The following is a 23,266-nucleotide window of genomic DNA, read 5'->3' as shown; positions in this document are numbered from 1 at the left end:
TCCGAAAACTTCATAATAATAACTCCGTTCGACTTGCATGTGTTAGGCACGCCGCCAGCGTTCATCCTGAGCCAGGATCAAACTCTCATGTTTAAGTGTTTGAACCAGTCAGATAAACTCTAGCCTTTTGTAAGATTAAAACCGAAGTTTTTATCTTTCAAGCTGTTATCTTTACTGTTTTTGTGGTGTATCGATATTTTCATATCAATACGAGTTCGTAAAGTATTATCGTCTCTGACGAGACACTAATACTTAGTATCATCTCTGATACATCTAATGAAAATCTATTTTTGGAGCCATGTGATAACTCCATATTTTTAGAATTTTCAGGGTTGTTTCACTGTTCAATTATCAAGGTTCATTTGCTTTTAACGTTATATTTTATAACATGCCGAAACCGTTTGGTTTGTCATGTTTTCTTAACGCGTCAGCAAAAATAATATTATCACATGCATATTCCTTTGTCAACAACTTTTTGTTTTAATTTTTTCAATTTTTCAAAAAAAGAAAACAACATAGAGTGACAAATTTCAGGGTGTCATATCATACATACGAAAGAATGCCCTTTTAATGGGCATTCTATTCCAAAAACTATAATATAATTATACTTCAATATCATTAATTTTGTCTGTTTTTCTTAATCCCTTCAACCACAAGATCAACCGTACACACATATATAAATAACTCTGTGCAGAAATTTTAAAAGCCTCTCGTACTTAAACTGTTAACTTGAAACCAAATAACTTATTTCTTAGTCATTTAATCATCTTTTTTATTCAATGGGTATCTGCAGCTCTGTTATATATTCATTGGTATCATTCGTTTCCCACTCGCCTTTATGATAGATTTCCCTGATTGGACCAATTTTTGAATATCCGTTTTCCTTGATCCAGGAAAACAATGCATCAAAGGTTTTGCCAATTGTAGAAAATGGACCTTTATGAACAATGCATGCCATCTTTTCTACCGCCGGCAGTTCATATACTGCTATCTTTTCATTACTTTCAAAAGCCTTTGTGATAGGTTCCGCTACTTCTACATCCAGTTTCGAGGTCCCATCCATTTCTCCCCATCCGATATGATATAGCATCATACATGGTATGGTACGTTTTCCTCCTTTTTCATCAATGTAATCATTTACGTCCTTCCACATAGCCTCTAATTCATCATCAAATCTACTGCTGTGAAATGATTTTCTTACAGATGCCATAAGAATTGGCTCTACTCTTTTCATAGTTATTTCATTCATAATTGGTATGCCTCCATTCTTTATTAAAAATATGTTGGTTCGGAGACGTTCTAGTCTGTTGGCTTCTTTATTAAGTTTTTCTTCCAAGGACAAAGATTTATCTTCGAGCATTTCAATTAATATAAATAAGGGTATATCGTTATTTAATAATCCAGCTATCTCATCAAGAGAAAAATCAGCATCCTTTAAGGCCATTATTTTGTTCACGGTTACAAGTTGCTTTGCCTCATAATATCGATACCCGCTATATTTATCTACATAACTAGGTACCAAAATTCTGATTTTTTCATAATGATATAACGTGTCTACTGTTAATCCACTCAGCCTTGCGAACTCACCAATTCGATACATAAGAAACCTCCAACAAACTTTCACAGGTGTGCACCCCTGCCGTCTTTCATAATTGTAAGGCCTTGGGTAACCCGAGAGTCAATATACTATTTATTTTTTTCTAATTTTTTTATCTAATTTCTTTATTTGATTTTTTTACTATAGCTTTTTCTTTATTTATTCATATCATCTCTTTTTGTTCTGTCTAGATTTTTTACGTATGTATCCCTTCTTCTGTTTTTTTCTGTGAATGTCTCGTGGTTATTTAAATATTTCTAATTCCTGATTATAATTAATGCACTTTGTTTTTATCATATAACACAAAAAGGTCAATTGCAATTGCAATTGACCTTACTAATTTTTAAACGGAGAAAGAGGGATTTGAACCCTCGCGCCGGTTGCCCGACCTACACCCTTAGCAGGGGCGCCTCTTCAGCCTCTTGAGTATTTCTCCAAAATCTGAATTCCTATCTATTTATTAAATTATCTCCTCTGTTTTACAAAGGCAAAACCTAGTATATCAAATGCATTTTCGTTTGTCAACTGCTTTGCATTACTATTTCATATAAATTATTTCCTTTTGAATCGATTACTACAATTACAGGAAAATCTTCAACATAAAGTTCCCTAATGGCTTCTGTTCCAAGATCATCATAGGCTATTACTTTAGAGGATTTAATTTTTTTTGAAAGTAGAGCTCCTGCTCCTCCAACTGCAGCAAAATACACTGCTTTATTCTTAATGACAGAATTAATTACGTCCTGACTTCTTTTCCCTTTACCTATCATACCTTTCAAGCCTAAATCTAAAAGACTCGGTGTGTATTTATCCATCCTGCTGCTCGTCGTAGGACCTGCTGAGCCGATTACCTGTCCTTCTCTCTCCGGTGTCGGTCCCAGATAGTAAATAATATTGTTATTTATATCAAATGGTATTTCTTTTCCTTGTTCAAGCGCTTCATACATTCTCTTATGAGCTGCATCTCTGGCAGAATAGATTACTCCGGTAATGTAAACATAATCCCCTGCTTTAAGTTCTTTCACTATCTCTTCTTTTAATGGCGCGTTGATATACCGATCCAAAGCTTTTCCCCTTTTCATTTCTCGTTGATTTATCACTTATATAAAATCTTGTCATTTATATACTTTTTAAATGGGTAGCTATTTGGATTACTCATATAGCATTCCCATATTTATGAATATTATGTCCTTCCATTGTACATTCAACTAAGAATTTTATTATTTCACCCTTGTCGTTAAAATAAATCTATTCTAAATAATAAATACTTATATCTGATTATAGAATCTATAAATGTATCTTCTTTCATGTATGTTCTTCTTGTATCTCTAGTAAACGTGACTTAATATTTATAGAACTCTTTTTACATGCCGGTTTACGTGACAGCAGATATTAATTGCGACCGGAAGTCCTGCAATATGGGTAGGATAAGTCTCAATATTAACGCCCAGTGCAGTAGTTCTTCCTCCCAGACCCCCCGGACCGATACCAAGCTCATTAATCTCTTTTAAAATTACTTCCTCCAATTCCTGAATATGCTTTAATTCAGAACGCTTATCCAGATCTCTTGTTAATGCTTTTTTAGCTAAAACAGCACACTTTTCAAAGCTTCCTCCAATTCCTACTCCAACAACAATTGGCGGACATGCATTTGGTCCGGCCAATCTAACGGTCTCCAAGATCGCTCTTTTTACTCCTTCTTCCCCATCCGATGGCTTGAGCATATAGATTCGACTCATATTTTCGCTACCAAATCCTTTTGGAGCTACTGTAATTTCCATCTGGCTACCGGGTACAATCTCATAATGAATGATACCGGGTGTATTATCTTTTGTATTGTTTCTTATCAGTGGATCTGATACAACAGATTTTCTTAAGTATCCCTCTTCATAACCTTGGCGGATACCTTCATTTACCGCTTCTTCAAGATTTACTCCCTCAATATGAATTTCCTGTCCCAACTTTATAAAAATAATTGCCATACCCGTATCCTGACATATGGGAATGAGATCATTCTTGGCAATATCCAGATTCTCACTTAATTGTGCTAATATCTGTTTTCCAATTTTGGAGTCCTCTTTCTGGGCCGCTCCTCTAATTTTCTCTTCTACATCAGAAGCCAACGTATAGTTGGCTTCGATGCACATTTCTTTTATATTTTTAATTATTTCATCGGTATGAATACTTCTCATTCTATGCTCCATTTCCGGCACTTATATCTTACACAATGATATTTCATTATAAGTCAGATGATTTAAGATACAAAACTCCATCTCATATGAATTAATAAATTTTCGATACTATTCTTTATTCTCTTTCTCGATTGAGTTTACATCTAAATCAATATCCATTAGATTATCCTCTTCTGAATAATCTTCAGGCTCTATTACAGCATTCTCTTCTTCCATCTCTTTTTCCAGGTTATTTAAAACCTCTTCTTGTGTTGCTGTATCATTACTTTCTCTAACCTTAGCAACACTGGCTACGGTAATATCTTTTCCTGTACCAATATTGATCAGTTTCACACCGGATGTTATTCTGCCAAGCACAGAGATGTCACTAACCATTAACCGAATGATAATTCCTTCCGTGGTTATTATCATTATTTCATTATCTTCGTTAACAGCCTTCACTCCGATGACATCACCGGTTTTCTCTGTAATCTTATAACATTTCACACCTTTACCGCCACGACGCTGCACTGAGAACTCTTCCATATCAGTCCGTTTACCCATTCCATTTTCTGAAACAAACAGTAATTGTTCTCCCTGTGTATTTAGCTGCATACCAATCACTTGATCATCACCGGTCAAAGTCATGCCAATAACACCCATAGAAGTTCTACCGGTTGGACGTACATCTCTTTCATTAAACCGAATACACATACCGTTCTTTGTTATCAGGAAGATATCCTTTTGACGGTTGGTAGATTTTACCTCAATCAGATCATCATCTTCTCTTAAGCTAATTGCCTGAAGACCTGATTTACGAATATTTTGATAATCCTTAATCGGAGTTTTCTTAACAATACCGTTTTTCGTAGCCATAAATAAGAAACGGTCGTCCTTATATTCCTTAAGAGGAATGATAGCCGTAATTCGTTCCTCCGGTAAAAGCTGAAGAAGATTAATGATTGCTGTTCCCCTTGCTGTTCTACCTGACTCCGGTATTTCGTAAGCCTTCAGACGATAAACTCTTCCCTTATTCGTAAAGAACATAATATAATGATGATTTGTTGTCATCAAGAGATCTTCAATAAAGTCCTCCTCGATGGTTTGCATTCCCTTAATTCCCTTACCACCTCGGTGCTGACTTTTAAAGTTATCTATTGTCATTCGCTTGATATAACCCAGTCTAGTCATGGCAATAACCGTAGGTTCATTAGGAATCATATCTTCCATGGAAATATCATATTCATCATATCCGATGGAGGTTCTTCTTTCATCACCAAATTTATCACGGATAATTGTAATTTCTTCTTTAATAACACCCAATAACAGTTTCTCATCTGCAAGAATCGCTTTATACTCTGCTATTTTAGCCATGAGTTCTGCAAATTCCGCTTCAAGACGCTCTCTCTCCAAACCGGTTAAAGCACGAAGCCTCATATCAATAATTGCCTGAGCCTGTGCATCGGATAATGCAAAGCGTTCCATTAACCTTTCTTTAGCAATATTACCGCTTCTGGAGGAACGTACAATTTGAATTACCTCATCAATATTATCCAGAGCAATTAATAACCCCTGTAAAATATGTGCTCTTTCTTCTGCCTTATTTAAGTCATACTTTGTACGTCTTGTTACAACTTCCTTCTGATGTAGTAAATAATAATTTAGCATTTCATATAGATTTAAAACGCGGGGTTCATTATTTACTAGAGCAAGCATAATGACACCAAAGGTATCCTGTAGCTGTGTATGCTTATATAATTGATTTAAAAGGACATTTGCATTGACATCTCTTCGAAGCTCAATTACAATTCTCATACCTGTACGGTCTGATTCATCACGAAGTTCGGTGATACCGTCAATTTTCTTATCCTTAACAAGCTCTGCAATCTTTTCAATCAGTCGAGCTTTGTTTACCATGTACGGTAGCTCGGTTACAATAATACGAGGCTTTCCGTTAGACATAGTTTCAATTTCTGTTACCGCTCTAACCCTGATTTTTCCTCTACCTGTTCTATATGCTTCTTCAATTCCGGAAACTCCAAGTATTTCTGCACCTGTCGGGAAATCCGGCCCTTTGATGATTTCTAATAATTCTTCTATTTCAGTTTCACGATCTTCCTCAACCTGGTTATCGATTATTTTTAGCACACCATCAATTACCTCACGTAGATTATGAGGTGGAATATTGGTTGCCATACCAACGGCGATGCCTGTAGTTCCGTTTACTAAAAGATTAGGATATCTGGAAGGTAATACAACCGGTTCTTTTTCCGTTTCATCAAAGTTTGGTGAAAAATCTACCGTATCCTTGTTAATATCCGACAGCATCTCCATGGAAATCTTACTTAAACGGGCTTCTGTATAACGCATTGCAGCCGCGCTGTCACCATCTACGGAACCAAAGTTTCCATGTCCATCGATAAGTGGATATCTGGTAGAAAAATTCTGAGCTAATTTTACCAATGCTTCGTAAATGGAACTGTCTCCATGAGGATGATATTTACCCATGGTATCACCGACAATACGGGCACATTTACGGTGCGGCTTGTCAGGTCCATTATTTAACTCAATCATTGCATATAAAATTCTTCTTTGTACCGGTTTTAGACCGTCCCTTACATCGGGAAGTGCACGGGCGGCGATTACTGACATGGCATAATTAATATAAGACGTCTCCATTGTCTTTTTTAAATCGACCTCATGCACTTTGTCGAAGATATTGTCATCCATTCCTTTTCCTCCGTTTTCATCTTTTCAGGAATTACTTATCCTTTTTATCTTTCAGTATTTTCATTCCTTATACTTTGGTTTTGTTTAGATATCCAGATTCTTAACATATTTTGCATTCAGTTCAATAAACTCTCTTCTGGGTTCAACCTTATCACCCATTAAGGTTGTAAATGTTACATCAATTTCCGAAGATTCTTCTTCATCCATAGTAACCCGCAAAAGTACTCTTCTTTCCGGATCCATAGTGGTTTCCCAAAGTTGCTCGGCATCCATCTCTCCAAGACCTTTATAGCGTTGGATTTTATTATTACCATCTCTTCCAAGTTCCGTTAATATCTTATTTAGCTCATCATCACTATAGGCATATCTTACCGTTTTGCTCTTTTCCACTTTATACAGAGGCGGTTGAGCGAGATACACATATCCTTGTTTAATAAGCTCCGGCATAAAACGATAGAAAAACGTAAGTAGTAATGTACTGATATGAGCTCCATCCACGTCCGCATCTGTCATAATAATTATTTTATGATACCTGAGTTTTGAGATATCAAAATCATCAGAAATTCCGGTACCAAAGGCTGTTATCATGGCTTTTATTTCATTATTAACGAGAATTTTATCAAGTCTCGATTTTTCTACATTAAGAATTTTTCCTCTTAAGGGTAAGATAGCCTGTGTTGCTCTTGAACGAGCGGTTTTTGCAGAACCACCTGCCGAATCACCCTCAACAATATAGATTTCACTCTTAGCAGGATCTTTTTCAGAACAATCTGCCAATTTACCGGGAAGACTTGTACCCTCTAGCGCTGTTTTTCTTCTTGTAAGATCTCTTGCTTTTCTAGCCGCATCCCTGGCTCTTTGTGCCATGATTGATTTTTCACAAATCACCTTTGCAACTGCTGGATTCTGTTCTAAAAAGTAAGTAAGTTGCTCACTTACGACACTATCAACAGCGCCTCTTGCTTCACTGTTTCCTAATTTTTGTTTTGTTTGCCCTTCAAATTGTGGCTCAGGAATCTTAATACTAATAATTGCTGTTAATCCTTCTCTTATATCCTCACCACTTAAATTAGCCTCATTATCCTTCAGGAATTTTAATGATCTTGCATAATCATTAAAAGTTTTTGTAATTGCATTTTTAAATCCAGCCAGATGGGTTCCGCCCTCCGGTGTTGTTATGTTATTTACAAAGCTATAGCAACTCTCAGAATAGGTACTGTTATGCTGCATTGCTACTTCAACAAATACATTATCTCTTTGTCCTTCACAGTAAATAATATCCTGATATAGAGAATCCTTATGTCGATTAAGATATTCTACATATTCCTTAATACCACCGGCATAGTGAAATTCTCTTTCTTTTATTTCTTCTTCTCTTATATCTCGAAGAATAATTTTTAAGTTTTTCGTTAAGAAAGCCATCTCTCTTAATCTTTGTTTTAATATATCATAATCATAGACAGTATCTTCAAATATATCCTTATCCGGTAAGAAAGTAACCTTAGTTCCTCTGCAGTCAGCTTCTCCGATTTCTTTTAAGGGGTTCATTACTTTACCCCTTTCATACCTTTGAAAATGTTTCTTACCATCTACACAGATTTCAACTTCCAACCATTCGGAAAGAGCATTTACGACGGATGCACCTACTCCGTGAAGACCACCGGATACCTTGTATCCTCCACCACCGAATTTACCACCGGCATGTAAAATGGTGAATACAACTTCAACTGCAGGTATTCCCTTCTTCTGGTTAATACCTACCGGTATTCCTCTTCCGTTATCTATTACGGTGATAGAATTATCCGGATTAATTGTTACTTCGATTGTATCACAATATCCGGCAAGAGCTTCGTCTACTGCATTATCTACAATTTCATAAACCAGATGATGTAATCCTTTGGATGATGTGGAGCCGATATACATACCGGGTCTTTTTCTTACTGCCTCCAATCCTTCCAGTACCTGTATTTGATCTGCACCGTATTCGTTACTCATTCCTAATCCTCCTAATATTTTCCAGGAGGATTTCTCCTCCTAATGTTTTACCGAGAGGATTTCTCCTCCGAAAGTTTTATCATCTTATCGTATTTTTTATTAATTTTCACAAGTAACTGTTCCGTTTACCACATGAAATATTTTATTGTATTGAAATCTATGGTTAACAAACTCTTCTAAACCTGTACATGTGATAATCGTTTGAATATCTCCTATACTGTTAAGTAGATGTGTTTGTCTTTGACGATCCAACTCTGATAATACATCGTCTAATAAAAGAACCGGATTTTCATTGATTATAGATTTTACTAACTCTATTTCTGCTAATTTACAAGACAAAGCAGCCGTTCTTTGTTGTCCTTGTGAACCATATTTTCTTATATCAATAGAATCAATTAAAAAACTTAAATCATCTCTGTGAGGACCAATATTGGTCATTTTTAATGTTAAATCTCTCTCCAGTGACTTTTTCAATCTTTCTTCAAACTCATTCATTTTAACATTTGGTTCATATTGAAGAATCAATTTTTCCCTGTCACCGGTTAGTCTCTTATGTATATCCCTAACCAAATCATTTAATTTCCCGATGAATTGTTCTCTGGATTCTATAATTTTTTTCCCATATTCAGTTAATTTTGTATCCCATATATATAGTGTATCCAATAAATTCCTGTTGAAACTGATTTGCTTTAACAAGTTATTTCTTTGTGCTAAGGATTTATTATAATTAGATAAATGATGCAGATAAACCTTATCTATCTGACACAATTCCAGGTCTAAAAATCTTCTGCGTTCTCCGGGACCGTTTTTTATAATATATAGATCCTCCGGCGAAAAAAACACAAGGTTCAGCATTCCAAATAATTCACCTTGTCTTTTAATTGGGATACCGTCTATGGCTACCCCCTTGGCTTTATTCTTCTTTAAATGCAAATCGATTCTATGGGGGATCTGATTCTTCTCAATAATAATTCTAATATGAGCTTCTTCCTTTTGGAACTTAATGATCTCTTTATCCTTACTTCCCCTATGGGATTTTGTTGTTCCTCCAAGATATACAGCCTCTAAAATATTAGTTTTACCCTGTGCATTTTCTCCATACAAAATATTGGTACCTTTATGAAATTGCATATTAAGATGACTATAATTACGATAGTCCATAAGTTCTAATGACTTTACAATCATTTTTGCACCAACAATTCCTTTATATTTAGAATCAAATCTTTGATAAGTTTTATTTACTTATTTTTTAAATGCTATAATTGTATTACTACTTTACGATTTTTATTTGCTCCTTATGATACTCTACCGTATCACCATCATAAAGTTTTTTTCCTCTTTGATATTCAACAGCACTGTTAACTTTTACCTTACCTGCTAATATCTCATTCTTTGCATCAACACCGGATTCTACCAATCCGGCAGCTTTTAATGCTTGTCCCAGTTTTATATACTCTTCTCTTAATTTAATTTGATGCATTTTATTTTAATCTCCTTTACCATACATCCGGGTAAATCATCCTCTAATCATAGTTTTTATTTTGCAGTAAAAACTATGCATTCTTTACCGATATTAATTCTATGATTTTTAATTTAAATATATTGATTTCTTCTTTATGCAACAACATTAATATTAACAGGTAAAATTAAATAAATGTATGATTGTTCCTTATCTCTGATAAAGCAAGGAGCTTTTGCATTAATTAAATATATGTCAACAGTCTCATCATCAATAACTCTTAAGGCATCTAATAAGAATTTTGGATTAAACCCTATAATAATTTCTTTACCTTCTACTGTTATATCAATTTCTTCATTCATCGAACCGATTGCCGTATTTATTTTAAGCTCAAAATTATTATTACTGATATCGATAATAATTGGCTTTTTATCCGTTTCTCTGATTAATAAGGATGCTCTTTCAATACAACTTTGCAGTTCTTTTTTATTAATTGTTACTTTTGTTTCATAATCACTGGAAAGCATTTGATCAATACGATAATATTCTCCTTCAATCAAACGGGTCAATACAACTGTATCATCGAATTCAAATAAAGCATGTTTGTCTGTAAAGAAGATATTGACAAGAGAAGACACTTCTCCTGATAATATCTTACTGATTTCATTTAATGTCTTGCCAGGAACAATTACCTTACGATCTTCATATTCTTCTTTCATAAGAATCTTACGAATTGAAATTCTATGACCGTCTAAGGAGATTACTCGTAATTCATTTTTCTTTATCTCAAATAATTCTCCTGTCATTATTTTGTTACTTTCATTATCAGAAATAGAGAAAACTGTTTGTCTGATTACTTCCTTTAACGTAAATTGAGATAATACCAAAGGATTCTCTTTTTCAATTTTAGGAAGAAATGGAAATTCTTCTCCGGATCTTCCGGAGATAGAGAATTTCGCTTTTTCACAGATGATCTCTGTCATATAATTATCGTCAGTCGTTATACTTACCTCGTTTTCAGGTAGTCTTCTTACAATTTCAGAAAATACTTTTGCATTTAAAGCTACGGTACCGTTTTCTAATGTATCACCTTTCACTAAGGTTTCTATACCTACTTCCATATCATTTGCTATTAACTTTATGTTTTGTCCCGTAGCTTCTATAATAAGACATTCTAAAATAGGCATTGTTGATTTGACGGGAACTGCTTTTAATACAATATTTACACTATTTAATAAATCTGACTTTTGGCATTTTATTTTCATATGTGTATAATCTCCCTTCCAGGTTAAATATATAAATATATTAAAGATTCTTAGCAGTAGTATTCATAAGGGGTGTGTATTTGTTGATATCCCATGTTAAGCCTTAAGAATCAAGGATTTTACATTTGTACAAGGTTGTAAATAAGCTTTGTTTTTTATGTGGACAAGAAGTCTTTTACCAACATACAAATTTAGGAAAAAAATTGATTCACAGTATATCAACAACCCATCAACTTATTATCAACAAGATATAAAGATATCAATATAGGAAAAAGTATTTGTAAATAAGTGAAACTATTTTTCCTTTATTTAATATATATTCATTAATATATAAATGAAATAAACCAATTATTTCATATTTATTCAGGATTTATCTTCTTAATTAATACATCAACTGTATTATGCAAAGAAGGGTCATTTTCTATATCATTCATTACTTTATCATAACCATGAAGAACAGTTGAATGGTCTCTTCCTCCAAGAATCTTACCAATTTCCGTAACAGATAAATCTGTCAGACGGCGGCATAAATACATGACAATCTGTCTTGGATATGAGATATTTCTGCTTTTATCCTTAGAATAGATTTCTGCCGGTGTAATATTATGATGTTCTGCAACAACTTCAACAATTAATTCCGGTGTTACAATCTTCTTTTCATTCGGTGAAATGATATCCTGCAATGCTTCCTCCGCTAAAAGAAGATTAAGCTCTCTTTTCTTTAAACGAGAGAATGCTACAATCTTTGTTAAAGCACCTTCAAGCTCACGGATATTAGATTTAATATTCGTTGCTATGTAACGCATAACATCTTCTTCGATTTTCAGCCCATCAAGTTCTTCTTTTTTTCTAAGGATGGCCATTCTTGTTTCATAATCCGGGGATTGTATATCTGCAAGAAGTCCGTGCTCAAATCTTGAACGGAGCCTGTCCTCTAAAGTAAGCATTTCTTTTGGTGGACGATCACTGGAGATAATAATCTGCTTTTTCGATTCGTGTAATGTATTGAAGGTATGAAAGAATTCTTCCTGAGTTCTTTCCTTTCCTATAATAAACTGAATATCATCTATTAGTAATATATCGATACTACGGTATTTTTCTCTAAATTGATTTGTTGTATTCTTTTGAATTGCATCAATAAGTTCATTGGTGAATTTCTCACTGGTTACATATAGAACTTTCGTATCTGGATTTTGATCTAAAACAAAATGTGCAATGGAGTGCATCAAGTGAGTTTTTCCAAGACCTACACCCCCATAAATAAATAAAGGGTTGTATATTTCACCCGGGTTTTCTGCTACTGCTAATGCTGCAGCTCGTGCAAATTCATTATTTCCTCCCACAACAAAAGTATCAAAGGTATATCTAGGATTTAAGAAATTAGGACCGTTATTCTTTTTCTTAACAGCTACGGGTTCAGCTTTCTTTTCAGCCTTGTCTAGTTGACTGGCAAGAATAAAATTAACCTCGTAGGGTTCATTCATAATTTCTTCAATTGATACCTTTAATAAAAGCTCATATTTATTACGTATAACGGTTAAACTGGGAGGCCCGATTAATTCGTCATTGATTAAAACCGTTATGACATGATCTGTCACATCATATACTTTAAGAGGGCGTAACCAGGTATTATAGGATACTTCGGTTATGCCGTACTCATAAATTAAATATTTTAATATTTCATCCCATTTTGATTGAATAATATTTTTCATTACAGCCTCCATAGATACTCACATAGATATATATTATAACAATTTTATTAAATTTTCAATGGTTATTATGTCATTCTTTACTTTTGGGCATAATGTGGAAGTTTGGATGAAAGAATAAACATTAATAACAACAAATAAATGTTAGTAAAATACGTAAAAAGAATGAAATACTATAATTAAAATAACAATTTATCCACAATAATATCTTTAATTATCAACAAATAACATATATATAAGGAAGCAATAGCATTAAGCAAACATAAAAATGCGATAGGGAACAAAATATCTACTTGACGTAAGAGGGGTTTGCACATATAATAGATGTGATATTCCAAAATTACAAATATAATAGATAAAGTTCGCTTATAAACCGAGCCGGTATAAATAAAGGAGGTGCATAGTAATGAAAATGACATTCCAACCGAAAAAAAGATCCAGATCTAAAGTACACGGCTTTAGAGCAAGAATGAGTACTGCAAATGGTAGAAAAGTTTTATCTGCCAGAAGAGCAAAAGGAAGAAAGAAATTATCAGCTTAAGTCTTTAATTTAGGTCGCAATTATGTGGCCTTTTCTTCTATTTTTTATGAAAACTGTCGAATTAAGTAATATATGGAAAATAAAGGTATTTTATCTATGAATAAGACAGAAACACTGAAAAAAAACGATGATTTTAAAACTGTTTACCAAACCGGTAAGTCATTCGCGAATAAATATTTGATCATGTACGTAAAAAAAAACGAATTAGGTAGTAACCGACTTGGAATATCCGTTAGTAAAAAAGTAGGTAATAGTGTGGTAAGACACAGAATAACCAGATTAATTCGGGAAAGCTATCGATTATTAGAGGATAGATTTTTAAATGGTTTAGATATTGTAATAGTGGCAAGAATAAGTGCTAAAGGAAGAACTTACGCAGAAATTGAAAGTGCATTATTACATCTTAAAAAGCTTCATAAAATTGGAAAAGAAGTTAATCACAATTAATCGGATAGAGAGAAAAATGTAGGGGTATTGAAGTGATCAGAAAAATATTCATAATTATGATTAGGTTATATCAAAAATATATTTCTCCTCTAAAGAGAACCTCAAGCTGTATCTATACACCTACCTGCTCTTTATATGCAATTGAAGCACTAGAAAAATATGGAACATTTAAAGGAATGTATTTGGCCTTAAGAAGAATATTAAGATGTCATCCTTTTCATAAGGGAGGATATGACCCGGTTCCATAATGTTTATCATTGGGGAAGGGCTCTAAGGAGGAAGAATTATTAATGGTTACAATATTATTTGGTAATATTTTAAGCCCTATTTCAAGCATTTTAGGCTTAATTATGAATGGAATTTATAACTTTTTTCATTTATTCGGAATTCAGAACATAGCACTATCTATATTCGTGTTTACATTTATCACGAAAACATTAATGCTACCATTAAATATTAAACAACAGAAGTTTTCGAGAATCTCCGCAAGGATGAATCCTGAAATACAGAAAATTCAAGCAAAGTATAAGGGTAAAACAGATGAGGCTTCCATTCGTAAAATGCGAGCGGAACAACAGGCAGTTTATCAAAAGTATGGTTCATCACAGGCTGCAGGGTGCCTTCCTTTATTAATAACCTTACCAATATTATTTGCTCTTTACAGTGTAATACAGAATGTACCGGCGTATGTAACAGAAGTAAGAAAACCATATAATGAGGCTGCTACAGCAATTGTTGCAAGTGAAGATATTATAGCAATTGAAAGTGTATCAGACGATGTATTAAAATTAATTGAAGAGAATAAAACCGGTGCAAAAGGTGAGTTAGATCAAGCATCATTAGATAAATATAAAACACTGATTGCAGATAATCAGGCAGATAAAATCATTAATAACTTAGCAAAATATAATACAAAGGATTGGAACGATACCTTAGCTATTTTAAGTTATAAAAACGAAGTTGTATCTGCTATGACGGAAGATAAATTGACTGAATTAGAAATTGATGATGCAGATAAAAATCAGCTTCAAAAATCTGTAAGTATTATTGATGAAACAGATGATGATATTGCTAAAGTAAATAAATTTTTAGTATTTAATATTCAAAACACACCGGGAATGGGATTTCCGGGAATATTTATTCCACTAATATCTATGGCATTATCTTATGTTCAAGGTAAACAGCTGAACGTTAAAAATAAAGATACTAAAAATGATAGTCCGGCAGCCAGTGCTATGTCTTCCATGAATGTAGTAATGCCGATTATGTCAGGTTTCTTTGCATTGATATTACCAATCGGTGTGGGTATCTATTGGATTGCTACTAGTATTTATACAATTATCCAACAATTCTTCGTAAATAAACATTTAGATAAAATAGGTTTAGATGCACTAATCGAAAAAAGCGCAGCAAAAGCAAGTAATAAATATTCGAAAGGGGTTACATCTGGATCATCCCTGAAAGAACTGGCAACGAAACAGACAAAATCAATTGATACTACTGTTTCAGAGAAGGCTAATACGAAAGCAATCAGTAATGAAGATAGTAAGAAAGTAGTGCCGGATGAAAAAAGTAATAATTCTACGAATCCCAGCAGTATTTCAGAGATTGCAAACCTTCTTAAAAACAGAAATAATGAAAAGGGGGATAAGTAGTTATGGATTGGAAAGAATTCTCTGCCAAAACGATAGATGAAGCGTTAACGAATGCCATGCTTGAGCTTGGTACTACAGTTGATAATCTGGAATATGAAGTAATTGAAAAAGAAACCAGTGGTTTTTTAGGAATGTTTAGTAAACCGGCTAAAATAAGAGTTAAATTAAAGTTAAGTGTAGAAAATTCAGCTAAAACTTTTATAAAAGAAGTATTGGGTGCTATGGGCGTTATAGCAAATGCAGAAGTAATATATGATGAAGCTAATTCCAATTTAGAAATCAATGTAGAAGGCGATGAAATGGGAATTCTGATTGGCAAAAGAGGACAGACATTAGATTCCCTTCAATATCTGGTAAGCCTGGTAGTTAATAAAAATAGTGAGAATTATATAAAAGTAAAATTAGACACAGAAAACTACAGGGCAAGAAGAAAAGAGACCCTTGAGAATTTAGCTAAAAACATTGCTTTCAAGGTAAAAAGAACAAGAAAACCGGTTTCCTTAGAACCAATGAATCCATATGAACGAAGAATCATACATTCGGCCTTGCAAAACGATAAGTATGTTGAAACTTATTCAGAAGGTGAAGAGCCTTACAGAAAAGTTGTTATTAATGTAAAGAAAACAAATAGAGATTCAAAATTCAATAAAAACAACTATAACAGAGATTATGGTAAAGATAAGGAATATAGTAAACATTATAGCAGGGATTACCGTAAGGATTATGAAAAATATAAAGAAAGCAAGGAAAAGAAAGTTCCTGTAGAAAATGCTTAGTAATTAGTAAGTTGAAATGAGGGGTGTCTTAAAAGTATTGCTACTTTAAGGCACCTTTTTTATCATGAAAGTAACGTAATTTACCACTATTCTTCATCATGAATTGATAAATCATTATGATATTATACGTTGAGATATGGGTTTAATCAATAATAATAATTATTTGATTATGATAAAAGTGTTCACGAAATGGAGGTAAGCAATGAAATCAGAAACCATAGCAGCAATTGCCACAGGATTAAGTAATGCAGGAATCAGTATTATTAGAATTAGTGGTTCAAAGGCGTTTGATATTATTGATAAAATATACAAATCTAAATCCGGTAATAAGAAGCTGTCCCAAGAAAAGAGTCATACCCTCCATTATGGATATATTGTAGAAGATGATTTAATCATTGATGAAGTAATGATTGCTATTATGAAAGCACCATCAACTTATACCAGAGAAGATGTTGTAGAAATCGATTGTCACGGGGGTATTATAGTTACCAGGAGAATACTTGAGATTGTCTTAAAGAACGGAGCTAGGATAGCAGAACCCGGAGAATTCACAAAAAGAGCTTTTTTAAACGGAAGAATAGACCTATCAAGGGCAGAAGCTGTATGTGATATAATAAATGCAAAAAATGAGATGGCATTAAAAAATTCTGTCAACCAATTAAGAGGTAAGGAATTTGATATTATTAAATCATTAAGAGAAGAAATTCTTCGAGATATTGCATTTATCGAGGCTGCCCTGGATGATCCGGAGCATATGAGTTTGGATGGATTTCGTGACAGACTATGGAGTCATATAGAAGAAGAGATAATAAAAATAGATCACTTAATATCTAATGCGAAAAACGGCAGAATTATGAAAGAAGGAATTAAGACAGTTATTGTTGGAAAGCCCAATGCCGGTAAATCCAGCCTTCTAAATAGCTTAGTAGGAGAAGAAAGGGCTATTGTTACGGATATAGCCGGTACAACAAGAGATACCTTAGAGGAAATGATAAATCTTGGAGGAATTACTTTAAATGTTATAGATACTGCCGGGATTCGAGAAACCAAAGATATAATTGAGAAAATTGGCGTTGATAAAGCAAAAAAAATCATGGATGAGGCAGATTTAGTAATATTTGTTATTGATTCTTCTACGAATTTAGATGAAAATGATAAGGTAATCATTGATCTAATTCAAAATAAGAAGTCAATCACTCTTTTAAATAAATCAGACTTAGATCAAAAGATTCAAACGAAAGATATACTGCAATTCACAATGGAACCTGTAATCCGTACTTCAATGAAGGAAAATTTCGGACTTAACCAGTTAGAAGAAAAAATAAAGGAAATGTTCTTTCAGGGAGAGCTTAAATTTAATGATGAAATCTATATTACGAATGAACGACATAAGGAAGCATTGCATGATTCTTTAGAAAGCCTTATGATGGTAAAACAAAGTATTATTGATGATATGCCGGAAGATTTTTATTCTATAGATTTAATGAATGCATATGAATCTTTAGGAAAAATAATCGGAGAAAATGTAGAGGAAGATTTGGTTAATATGATATTTAAAGAATTCTGTATGGGGAAATAGAAAATTCATTTATTAATCTTAATCATCTTTTGTAATGAATGAACGTAATTCAAATAAAACACTTTTCAATAATAAAGGAAATAGTGTATTAATGAAGAGTATATGGTTATTAGAAAGGGATTGGATAAAATATGTCATATAAATATGAAAGCTATGACGTGGTTGTTGTAGGGGCAGGACATGCCGGATGTGAAGCGGCTCTTGCCTGTGCCAGATTACAATTAAATACAATTATTTTTACAGTTAGTATGGACAGCATAGCATTAATGCCATGTAATCCCAATATAGGAGGGACATCAAAAGGACATCTGGTTAGAGAAATTGATGCTTTAGGTGGTGAGATGGGTAAGAATATAGATAAAACCTATATTCAATCCAAGATGTTAAATGTTTCTAAGGGACCAGCAGTACATTCTCTAAGGGCCCAGGCAGATAAACTGGAATATACAAAGACAATGAGAAATGTTCTTGAAAATACTCCTAATTTAACCTTAAAACAAGCAGAAGTGGTTGAAATTCTTACGGAAAACAATTGTGTTTCTGGTGTAAAAATCTATTCAGGAGCAATTTACCCATGTAAGGCTGTAGTTTTGTGTACCGGAACTTACTTAAATGCCAGATGTATTTATGGTGATGTTGTTAACATGACAGGACCAAACGGATTGCAGGCAGCAAATCATCTTACAAAATCTCTTCAATCACTTGGGGTAGATATGTATCGGTTTAAAACAGGTACCCCTGCCAGAATAGATAAAAGGTCCATTGATTTTACAAAAATGGAAGAACAGTTTGGTGATGAAAAAGTTGTTCCGTTCTCCTTTACAAATAGACCCGAAGATATTATCAAAGATCAGGTATCCTGTTGGTTGACTTATACCACCCAGGAAACCCATAAAATTATACAAGAGAATATAGGCAGATCCCCTCTGTTTTGTGGTGATATTAAGGGGACGGGACCCAGATATTGTCCATCCATAGAGGATAAAGTGGTTCGGTTTTCTGATAAGGAAAGGCATCAGGTATTTATTGAACCGGAAGGCAATTATACAAATGAAATGTATATTGCCGGCATGTCCAGTTCATTGCCTGAAGATGTTCAGGAAAGAATGTATCGTTCTGTTCCCGGATTAGAAAACGCGAAAATTGTACGTAACGCATACGCTATAGAATACGATTGTATCAGTGCGACTCAACTAAAACCGTCTCTTGAATTTAAAAACATAGATGGTTTATTTAGTGGTGGCCAGTTTAACGGAAGCTCCGGTTATGAAGAGGCTGCAGCACAGGGCTTAATCGCTGGAATTAATGCGGCGATGAAGTTACAAGGAAAAGAACCGTTAATATTAGATCGTGCCGAAGCATATATAGGTGTTTTAATTGATGATTTGGTAACAAAGGAAGTTAAAGAACCTTACCGAATGATGACCTCAAGGGCAGAATATCGATTATTGTTAAGACAGGACAATGCCGATTTAAGACTCACAAAAAAGGGATATGAAGTAGGTTTAATTAGCAAGGAGCGTTATGAAAAGCTTCTTCAAAAAGAACAAGACATAATAAATGAAATGAACCGGCTTGAATCTATCCTAATTGGTGCAGGCAAGGAAGTACAAGAGCTTCTAGTCAGTTTAGGGACTACACCTTTAAACACAGCTACAACTCTTGCCGAATTAATTAAAAGACCGGAACTAAATTATGATATGTTAGCGTCTTTAGATAAAAACAGACCTCTATTATCCGAAGATGTTATAGAGCAGGTTAATATAAATATTAAATATGACGGTTATATAAAGAGACAATTAAAACAGGTAGAACAGTTTAAAAAGCTAGAGTATAAAAGAATACCGGAAGATTTAGATTATAATGAGGTACCTAGTCTAAGGCTGGAAGCCAGACAAAAGTTGATCAATTTTAAACCGGTATCTATAGGACAAGCATCTAGAATCTCAGGAGTATCTCCTGCGGATATTTCAGTACTATTGGTGTATTTATCACAACATAACGCCATGAAAGCAAAGGAAGGAGAAATCGCAAAGTGATAATGGATCGGTATCAGGAAATCGATATATTTATTAAGAGTATAGAAGATCTTCAGTTAAATTTAACACAAAAGCAGCTACAACAGTTTATAGATTATTATGAATTGTTAATCGACTGGAATAAGGTAATGAATTTAACGGCGATTACAGATTTTATAGAGGTTATTCATAAACATTTTGCTGACAGTCTTTCTGTAGTCCATGTTTATAAGCCAAGTAATGATAAAATATTAGATATCGGTACCGGAGCCGGCTTCCCCGGAATACCTTTAAAAATAATGTTTCCTGATACTCAGATTGTTTTGTTAGATTCTTTGAAGAAGCGCTTAAATTTTCTGGATGAAGTTATCGATAAGCTTCAGCTAAAACATATAAAAACTCTTCATGGAAGAGCTGAGGATTATGGAAGAGACAATATGTATAGAGAAACATTTGATTTAGTAGTGTCAAGAGCGGTTGCTAATTTAGCAACTCTTTCAGAATATTGCCTGCCTTATGTGAAAAAAGATGGATTTTTTATTTCCTATAAGTCTGGTAATATAGAGGAGGAGATTAACAAGGCTTCTACAGCAACTAAAATTCTTGGCGGACAATTAAAAGAAGTAAAGAGATTTCATCTTCCCGGAACAGATATCGAAAGGACTTTAATCGTTTTGCAAAAATTAGATAAAACTCCGATAAAGTTTCCTAGAACTGCCGGAAGACCTGCAAAAGAACCCATTCTGTAATTGTAAGGTAAGAATGATTATAATAGGTAGTCTTTAAGCTTAGATCTTAAAAGATGATATCGTATAGGAGTGAATGTTAAATGGTATATGGTAAGTTTATTAATTATGAGAATGAATTTGAGGATGTATATGTTATACGAAAAAGAGTGTTTCATGAGGAACAAGGAATACCGATGGATATCATTTTTGATGAGGATGACAAGAAGGCAATTCATGTAGTTGTTTATGAAGATATTGATCATAAGGTGGCTGTAGGCGTTGGTCGTATTGTCAATCATGGCCATGAATATAAGATTGGAAGAGTGGCTGTTTTAAAAGAGCATAGAGGTAAGAAATATGGTGACTTCGCTGTTCGAATGCTTATCAACAAAGCTTTTATGCAAGGGGCGGATTCTATATATCTCAATGCACAGACAGAATCAAAAGAATTTTATGAAAAGATAGGGTTTAGAACGGTAGGTAATGAATTCTATGAAGCAGGAATACTTCATGTTCGAATGGAAATAATTAGAGAAGACGAAGTGGTTCATTGTTGTAAAAATAGTAAAAATAAGTAAAATATATAATATTGTAAAAAAATACTTTCAAAAAACAAAAATTTGTTATATGATATAGGTAATAATTTAATTAATTAACTATAAATTGGGAAAATGAAAAGAAGTACCGGAAATACAGGAAATTGTTTTCTTGTACGAAAGGAAGACCATCATATGAGAGACAGAACTAATAGCTCGAGTAATAATATGGATGAAAATATAAATAAAATGAGAGCTTTAAGTAATTACTTGTTAAATCTGTCTAAAGAATACGAGGAACAACTATATTTAACTTCTAACCAAAGAAGGAATTTATACCAAGAACTAATCGAATTAGAAGAAAAGATTACTTTAACCCAGCATAATAGTAGGAAAAACTCTAGTTTATTTTCTCCTAATAGTAAAATTATAGATGATAGTGAAATCTACTCCAAAGTAGAACAAGTAAAAAAATCTATTAATGGTTTAACAGAAAAACAATCATTTTATAAAGATAGAATAAATTACTTAAAAGAATCTTCGAGATATCTGGAATTGCTATTAGATGATAAACTAAGAAATCAGGAAGAAAATAAAGATAACTTAAAGCATAAAGGTGAGATAGGTTTAAATATATTAGAGGTTCAGGAACAAGATAGGCAAAGGATAGCAAGAGATTTACATGATTCTACGGTTCAAAACCTAACCGGTTTATTACATAAATTTGAATTATGTAACAAACTGATCGATATAGATCAGATCAGAGCTAAACTGGAGATATCCTCTATGACAAATACCCTTAAGTCTATCATTAATGAAATGAGAGACATAATATATAATCTTAAACCAATGTCACTGGATGACTTAGGATTAGTTGCAACCATTGAAAGATTATCTAAGCAAATAATGTTAAGCCATAATATAAAAGTATCTGTAACATATAACCAGGAGAATAAAGATATTCTTCCGGTAATCAACCTTACATTATTTCGTGTCATTCAGGAAGCATGTAATAATGCAATTAAACATGCAAAAGCTACTAGTATTGAAATTGATTTATCTTATAAAGAAGATAAGATAACAGTTACTGTAAGAGATAATGGAATGGGGTTTGATATAAAAAAGCTACAGGACAGAATATTAGATTACACATCGGGATTTGGCTTAACTATTATGAGAGAAAGAATATGCTTGTTGTCAGGTACAATGGAGATACAATCAGAAGAAGAAAAGGGTACAAATATTACTTTTACTGTACCTTTCACTATATGCAAGGGGGATAAAGATGAACAAGCCAATTAATATAATAATAGCTGACGATCATTCTATGGTAAGAGAGGGAATTAGACAGTTATTGGAGTTGGACGGAGATATTATTGTAAATGGGGAAGCAAGCGATGGAAAGCAGTGTATTGATTTAGTTAATCAAGTGCAAACAGATGTTCTTTTATTGGATATTAATATGCCAAATATGAACGGATTGCAGACACTGCAGTATCTAAGGGAAAAGAAGAAAAAAATCAAAGTTCTAATTCTAACGATACACAATGAAGTAGAATATCTGGTGAGAGCTGTTGATATAGGTGTAGATGGTTATGTGTTAAAAGATTCTGACTCATCTGTCTTAAAAAAAGCAATCTATACCGTTAATCGTGGTGACACCTATATACAACCGGAACTAACGCCCCTACTAAAAGCAAAACTTGAAGATAGAAGTTTAAATAGTAACCGGATGGATGATCCCTTAACCCGAAGGGAAATCGAAGTATTAAAACTGTTAGCTGAAGGATTATTTAATAAAGAAATTGCATATATGTTGGATATTAGTGAGAAAACTGTGAAAAATCATGTATCTAATATATTTAAAAAAATTAATGTTTCTGATCGTACGCAAGCAGCGGTTTATGCAATTAAGAATAATTTCGTAGAATTATTGGCTCATTGTCAAGTGTTGGGGTGTGATTCATTTGAATCATGCCCCAACACTGGTTTTAGAGCTATTTTTATGTTTATAGGTTCTATAAGGTGTTTTAGGGTGCACTTAATAAGCCTACCACTAT

20 protein-coding genes, 1 tRNA gene and 1 rRNA gene are annotated in these 23,266 nt (G+C 33.4%); 11 read left to right on the top strand and 11 right to left on the bottom strand.

Annotated elements, in window-relative coordinates; all coding sequences use genetic code 11:
• The 11 genes from I5677_RS16525 to dnaA all read right to left on the bottom strand — a co-directional run.
• A 16S ribosomal RNA gene (locus tag I5677_RS16525) occupies positions 1-93 on the bottom strand; the annotation flags it as partial.
• 679 nt (positions 94-772) lie between these two features.
• A complete protein-coding gene (locus I5677_RS16520; protein ID WP_197662763.1) occupies positions 773-1,600 on the bottom strand; it encodes a MerR family transcriptional regulator in 828 nt (275 codons plus the stop codon).
• A gap of 345 nt (positions 1,601-1,945) precedes the next feature.
• Positions 1,946-2,033 (bottom strand) — tRNA-Ser (locus tag I5677_RS16515).
• A gap of 85 nt (positions 2,034-2,118) precedes the next feature.
• On the bottom strand, positions 2,119-2,661 hold the full coding sequence (locus I5677_RS16510; protein ID WP_197662762.1) for a Fe-S-containing hydro-lyase: 543 nt from the start codon (positions 2,659-2,661) through the stop codon (positions 2,119-2,121).
• Positions 2,662-2,946: 285 nt separating this feature from the next.
• Positions 2,947-3,789, bottom strand: a complete 843-nt coding sequence (locus I5677_RS16505) for a fumarate hydratase (protein WP_197662761.1) — start codon at positions 3,787-3,789, stop codon at positions 2,947-2,949.
• A 108-nt stretch (positions 3,790-3,897) separates the two neighbouring features.
• Positions 3,898-6,498, bottom strand: coding sequence for a DNA gyrase subunit A (gene gyrA, locus I5677_RS16500; RefSeq protein WP_197662760.1), 2,601 nt, complete (start codon positions 6,496-6,498; stop codon positions 3,898-3,900).
• Positions 6,499-6,582: 84 nt separating this feature from the next.
• The gene (gyrB, locus tag I5677_RS16495; RefSeq protein ID WP_197662759.1) at positions 6,583-8,493 is read right to left on the bottom strand and encodes a DNA topoisomerase (ATP-hydrolyzing) subunit B; all 1,911 of its coding nucleotides are present in this window, start codon (positions 8,491-8,493) and stop codon (positions 6,583-6,585) included.
• Between the two features lie 99 nt (positions 8,494-8,592).
• On the bottom strand, positions 8,593-9,678 hold the full coding sequence (recF, locus tag I5677_RS16490) for a DNA replication/repair protein RecF (protein ID WP_197662758.1): 1,086 nt from the start codon (positions 9,676-9,678) through the stop codon (positions 8,593-8,595).
• Positions 9,679-9,763: 85 nt separating this feature from the next.
• The gene (locus I5677_RS16485; RefSeq protein WP_197662757.1) at positions 9,764-9,973 is read right to left on the bottom strand and encodes an RNA-binding S4 domain-containing protein; all 210 of its coding nucleotides are present in this window, start codon (positions 9,971-9,973) and stop codon (positions 9,764-9,766) included.
• A 134-nt stretch (positions 9,974-10,107) separates the two neighbouring features.
• A complete protein-coding gene (gene dnaN / locus I5677_RS16480) occupies positions 10,108-11,217 on the bottom strand; it encodes a DNA polymerase III subunit beta (protein ID WP_197662756.1) in 1,110 nt (369 codons plus the stop codon).
• Positions 11,218-11,576: 359 nt separating this feature from the next.
• The gene (dnaA, locus tag I5677_RS16475) at positions 11,577-12,929 is read right to left on the bottom strand and encodes a chromosomal replication initiator protein DnaA (protein ID WP_197662755.1); all 1,353 of its coding nucleotides are present in this window, start codon (positions 12,927-12,929) and stop codon (positions 11,577-11,579) included.
• A 403-nt stretch (positions 12,930-13,332) separates the two neighbouring features.
• On the opposite strand from dnaA, the gene rpmH reads away from it, so the two are divergent.
• From rpmH to I5677_RS16420, 11 genes are all read left to right on the top strand, one after another.
• On the top strand, positions 13,333-13,467 hold the full coding sequence (rpmH, locus tag I5677_RS16470) for a 50S ribosomal protein L34 (protein WP_197662754.1): 135 nt from the start codon (positions 13,333-13,335) through the stop codon (positions 13,465-13,467).
• A 96-nt stretch (positions 13,468-13,563) separates the two neighbouring features.
• Positions 13,564-13,914, top strand: coding sequence for a ribonuclease P protein component (gene rnpA, locus I5677_RS16465; protein WP_197662764.1), 351 nt, complete (start codon positions 13,564-13,566; stop codon positions 13,912-13,914).
• 32 nt (positions 13,915-13,946) lie between these two features.
• Positions 13,947-14,162, top strand: a complete 216-nt coding sequence (gene yidD, locus I5677_RS16460; protein ID WP_197662753.1) for a membrane protein insertion efficiency factor YidD — start codon at positions 13,947-13,949, stop codon at positions 14,160-14,162.
• Positions 14,163-14,204: 42 nt separating this feature from the next.
• Positions 14,205-15,569, top strand: a complete 1,365-nt coding sequence (locus tag I5677_RS16455; RefSeq protein ID WP_197662752.1) for a YidC/Oxa1 family membrane protein insertase — start codon at positions 14,205-14,207, stop codon at positions 15,567-15,569.
• A 2-nt stretch (positions 15,570-15,571) separates the two neighbouring features.
• Positions 15,572-16,345, top strand: coding sequence for an RNA-binding cell elongation regulator Jag/EloR (jag, locus tag I5677_RS16450; RefSeq protein ID WP_197662751.1), 774 nt, complete (start codon positions 15,572-15,574; stop codon positions 16,343-16,345).
• Between the two features lie 202 nt (positions 16,346-16,547).
• Positions 16,548-17,924 (top strand): tRNA uridine-5-carboxymethylaminomethyl(34) synthesis GTPase MnmE, encoded by a 1,377-nt coding sequence (mnmE, locus tag I5677_RS16445; RefSeq protein ID WP_197662750.1) that lies wholly within the window; start codon positions 16,548-16,550, stop codon positions 17,922-17,924.
• Between the two features lie 131 nt (positions 17,925-18,055).
• Positions 18,056-19,963: a tRNA uridine-5-carboxymethylaminomethyl(34) synthesis enzyme MnmG gene (gene mnmG, locus I5677_RS16440; protein ID WP_197662749.1), complete on the top strand. Its 1,908-nt coding sequence runs from the start codon at positions 18,056-18,058 to the stop codon at positions 19,961-19,963.
• A 2-nt stretch (positions 19,964-19,965) separates the two neighbouring features.
• Positions 19,966-20,691, top strand: a complete 726-nt coding sequence (rsmG, locus tag I5677_RS16435; RefSeq protein ID WP_197662748.1) for a 16S rRNA (guanine(527)-N(7))-methyltransferase RsmG — start codon at positions 19,966-19,968, stop codon at positions 20,689-20,691.
• 80 nt (positions 20,692-20,771) lie between these two features.
• Positions 20,772-21,248 (top strand): GNAT family N-acetyltransferase, encoded by a 477-nt coding sequence (locus I5677_RS16430; RefSeq protein ID WP_197662747.1) that lies wholly within the window; start codon positions 20,772-20,774, stop codon positions 21,246-21,248.
• A 153-nt stretch (positions 21,249-21,401) separates the two neighbouring features.
• Positions 21,402-22,508, top strand: coding sequence for a sensor histidine kinase (locus I5677_RS16425; protein ID WP_197662746.1), 1,107 nt, complete (start codon positions 21,402-21,404; stop codon positions 22,506-22,508).
• A partial coding sequence (locus I5677_RS16420) for a response regulator (RefSeq protein ID WP_197662745.1) occupies positions 22,492-23,266 on the top strand: 775 nt, incomplete at its 3' end. The genes I5677_RS16425 and I5677_RS16420, both read left to right, overlap by 17 nt.

Origin of the sequence: Mobilitalea sibirica, from assembly GCF_015999265.1 — a bacterium.
Lineage (GTDB): Bacteria > Bacillota > Clostridia > Lachnospirales > Lachnospiraceae > Mobilitalea > Mobilitalea sibirica.
The sequence above is the reverse complement of the archived record's forward strand: the minus strand, read 5'-3'. Positions and strand labels throughout refer to the sequence as shown.

Excerpts from the sequence above, each read along its gene's own strand:
- I5677_RS16505 (WP_197662761.1), bottom strand. The coding sequence starts at position 3,789 with ATGAGAAGTATTCATACCGATGAAATAATTAAAAATATAAAAGAAATG.
- rsmG (WP_197662748.1), top strand. The coding sequence starts at position 19,966 with ATGGATCGGTATCAGGAAATCGATATATTTATTAAGAGTATAGAAGAT.
- I5677_RS16485 (WP_197662757.1), bottom strand. The coding sequence starts at position 9,973 with ATGCATCAAATTAAATTAAGAGAAGAGTATATAAAACTGGGACAAGCA.
- mnmG (WP_197662749.1), top strand. The coding sequence starts at position 18,056 with ATGTCATATAAATATGAAAGCTATGACGTGGTTGTTGTAGGGGCAGGA.
- gyrA (WP_197662760.1), bottom strand. The coding sequence starts at position 6,498 with ATGGATGACAATATCTTCGACAAAGTGCATGAGGTCGATTTAAAAAAG.
- rpmH (WP_197662754.1), top strand. The coding sequence starts at position 13,333 with ATGAAAATGACATTCCAACCGAAAAAAAGATCCAGATCTAAAGTACAC.
- I5677_RS16455 (WP_197662752.1), top strand. The coding sequence starts at position 14,205 with ATGGTTACAATATTATTTGGTAATATTTTAAGCCCTATTTCAAGCATT.
- recF (WP_197662758.1), bottom strand. The coding sequence starts at position 9,678 with ATGATTGTAAAGTCATTAGAACTTATGGACTATCGTAATTATAGTCAT.
- I5677_RS16425 (WP_197662746.1), top strand. The coding sequence starts at position 21,402 with ATGAGAGACAGAACTAATAGCTCGAGTAATAATATGGATGAAAATATA.
- dnaN (WP_197662756.1), bottom strand. The coding sequence starts at position 11,217 with ATGAAAATAAAATGCCAAAAGTCAGATTTATTAAATAGTGTAAATATT.
- mnmE (WP_197662750.1), top strand. The coding sequence starts at position 16,548 with ATGAAATCAGAAACCATAGCAGCAATTGCCACAGGATTAAGTAATGCA.
- jag (WP_197662751.1), top strand. The coding sequence starts at position 15,572 with ATGGATTGGAAAGAATTCTCTGCCAAAACGATAGATGAAGCGTTAACG.
- rnpA (WP_197662764.1), top strand. The coding sequence starts at position 13,564 with ATGAATAAGACAGAAACACTGAAAAAAAACGATGATTTTAAAACTGTT.
- I5677_RS16430 (WP_197662747.1), top strand. The coding sequence starts at position 20,772 with ATGGTATATGGTAAGTTTATTAATTATGAGAATGAATTTGAGGATGTA.
- gyrB (WP_197662759.1), bottom strand. The coding sequence starts at position 8,493 with ATGAGTAACGAATACGGTGCAGATCAAATACAGGTACTGGAAGGATTG.
- dnaA (WP_197662755.1), bottom strand. The coding sequence starts at position 12,929 with ATGAAAAATATTATTCAATCAAAATGGGATGAAATATTAAAATATTTA.
- I5677_RS16520 (WP_197662763.1), bottom strand. The coding sequence starts at position 1,600 with ATGTATCGAATTGGTGAGTTCGCAAGGCTGAGTGGATTAACAGTAGAC.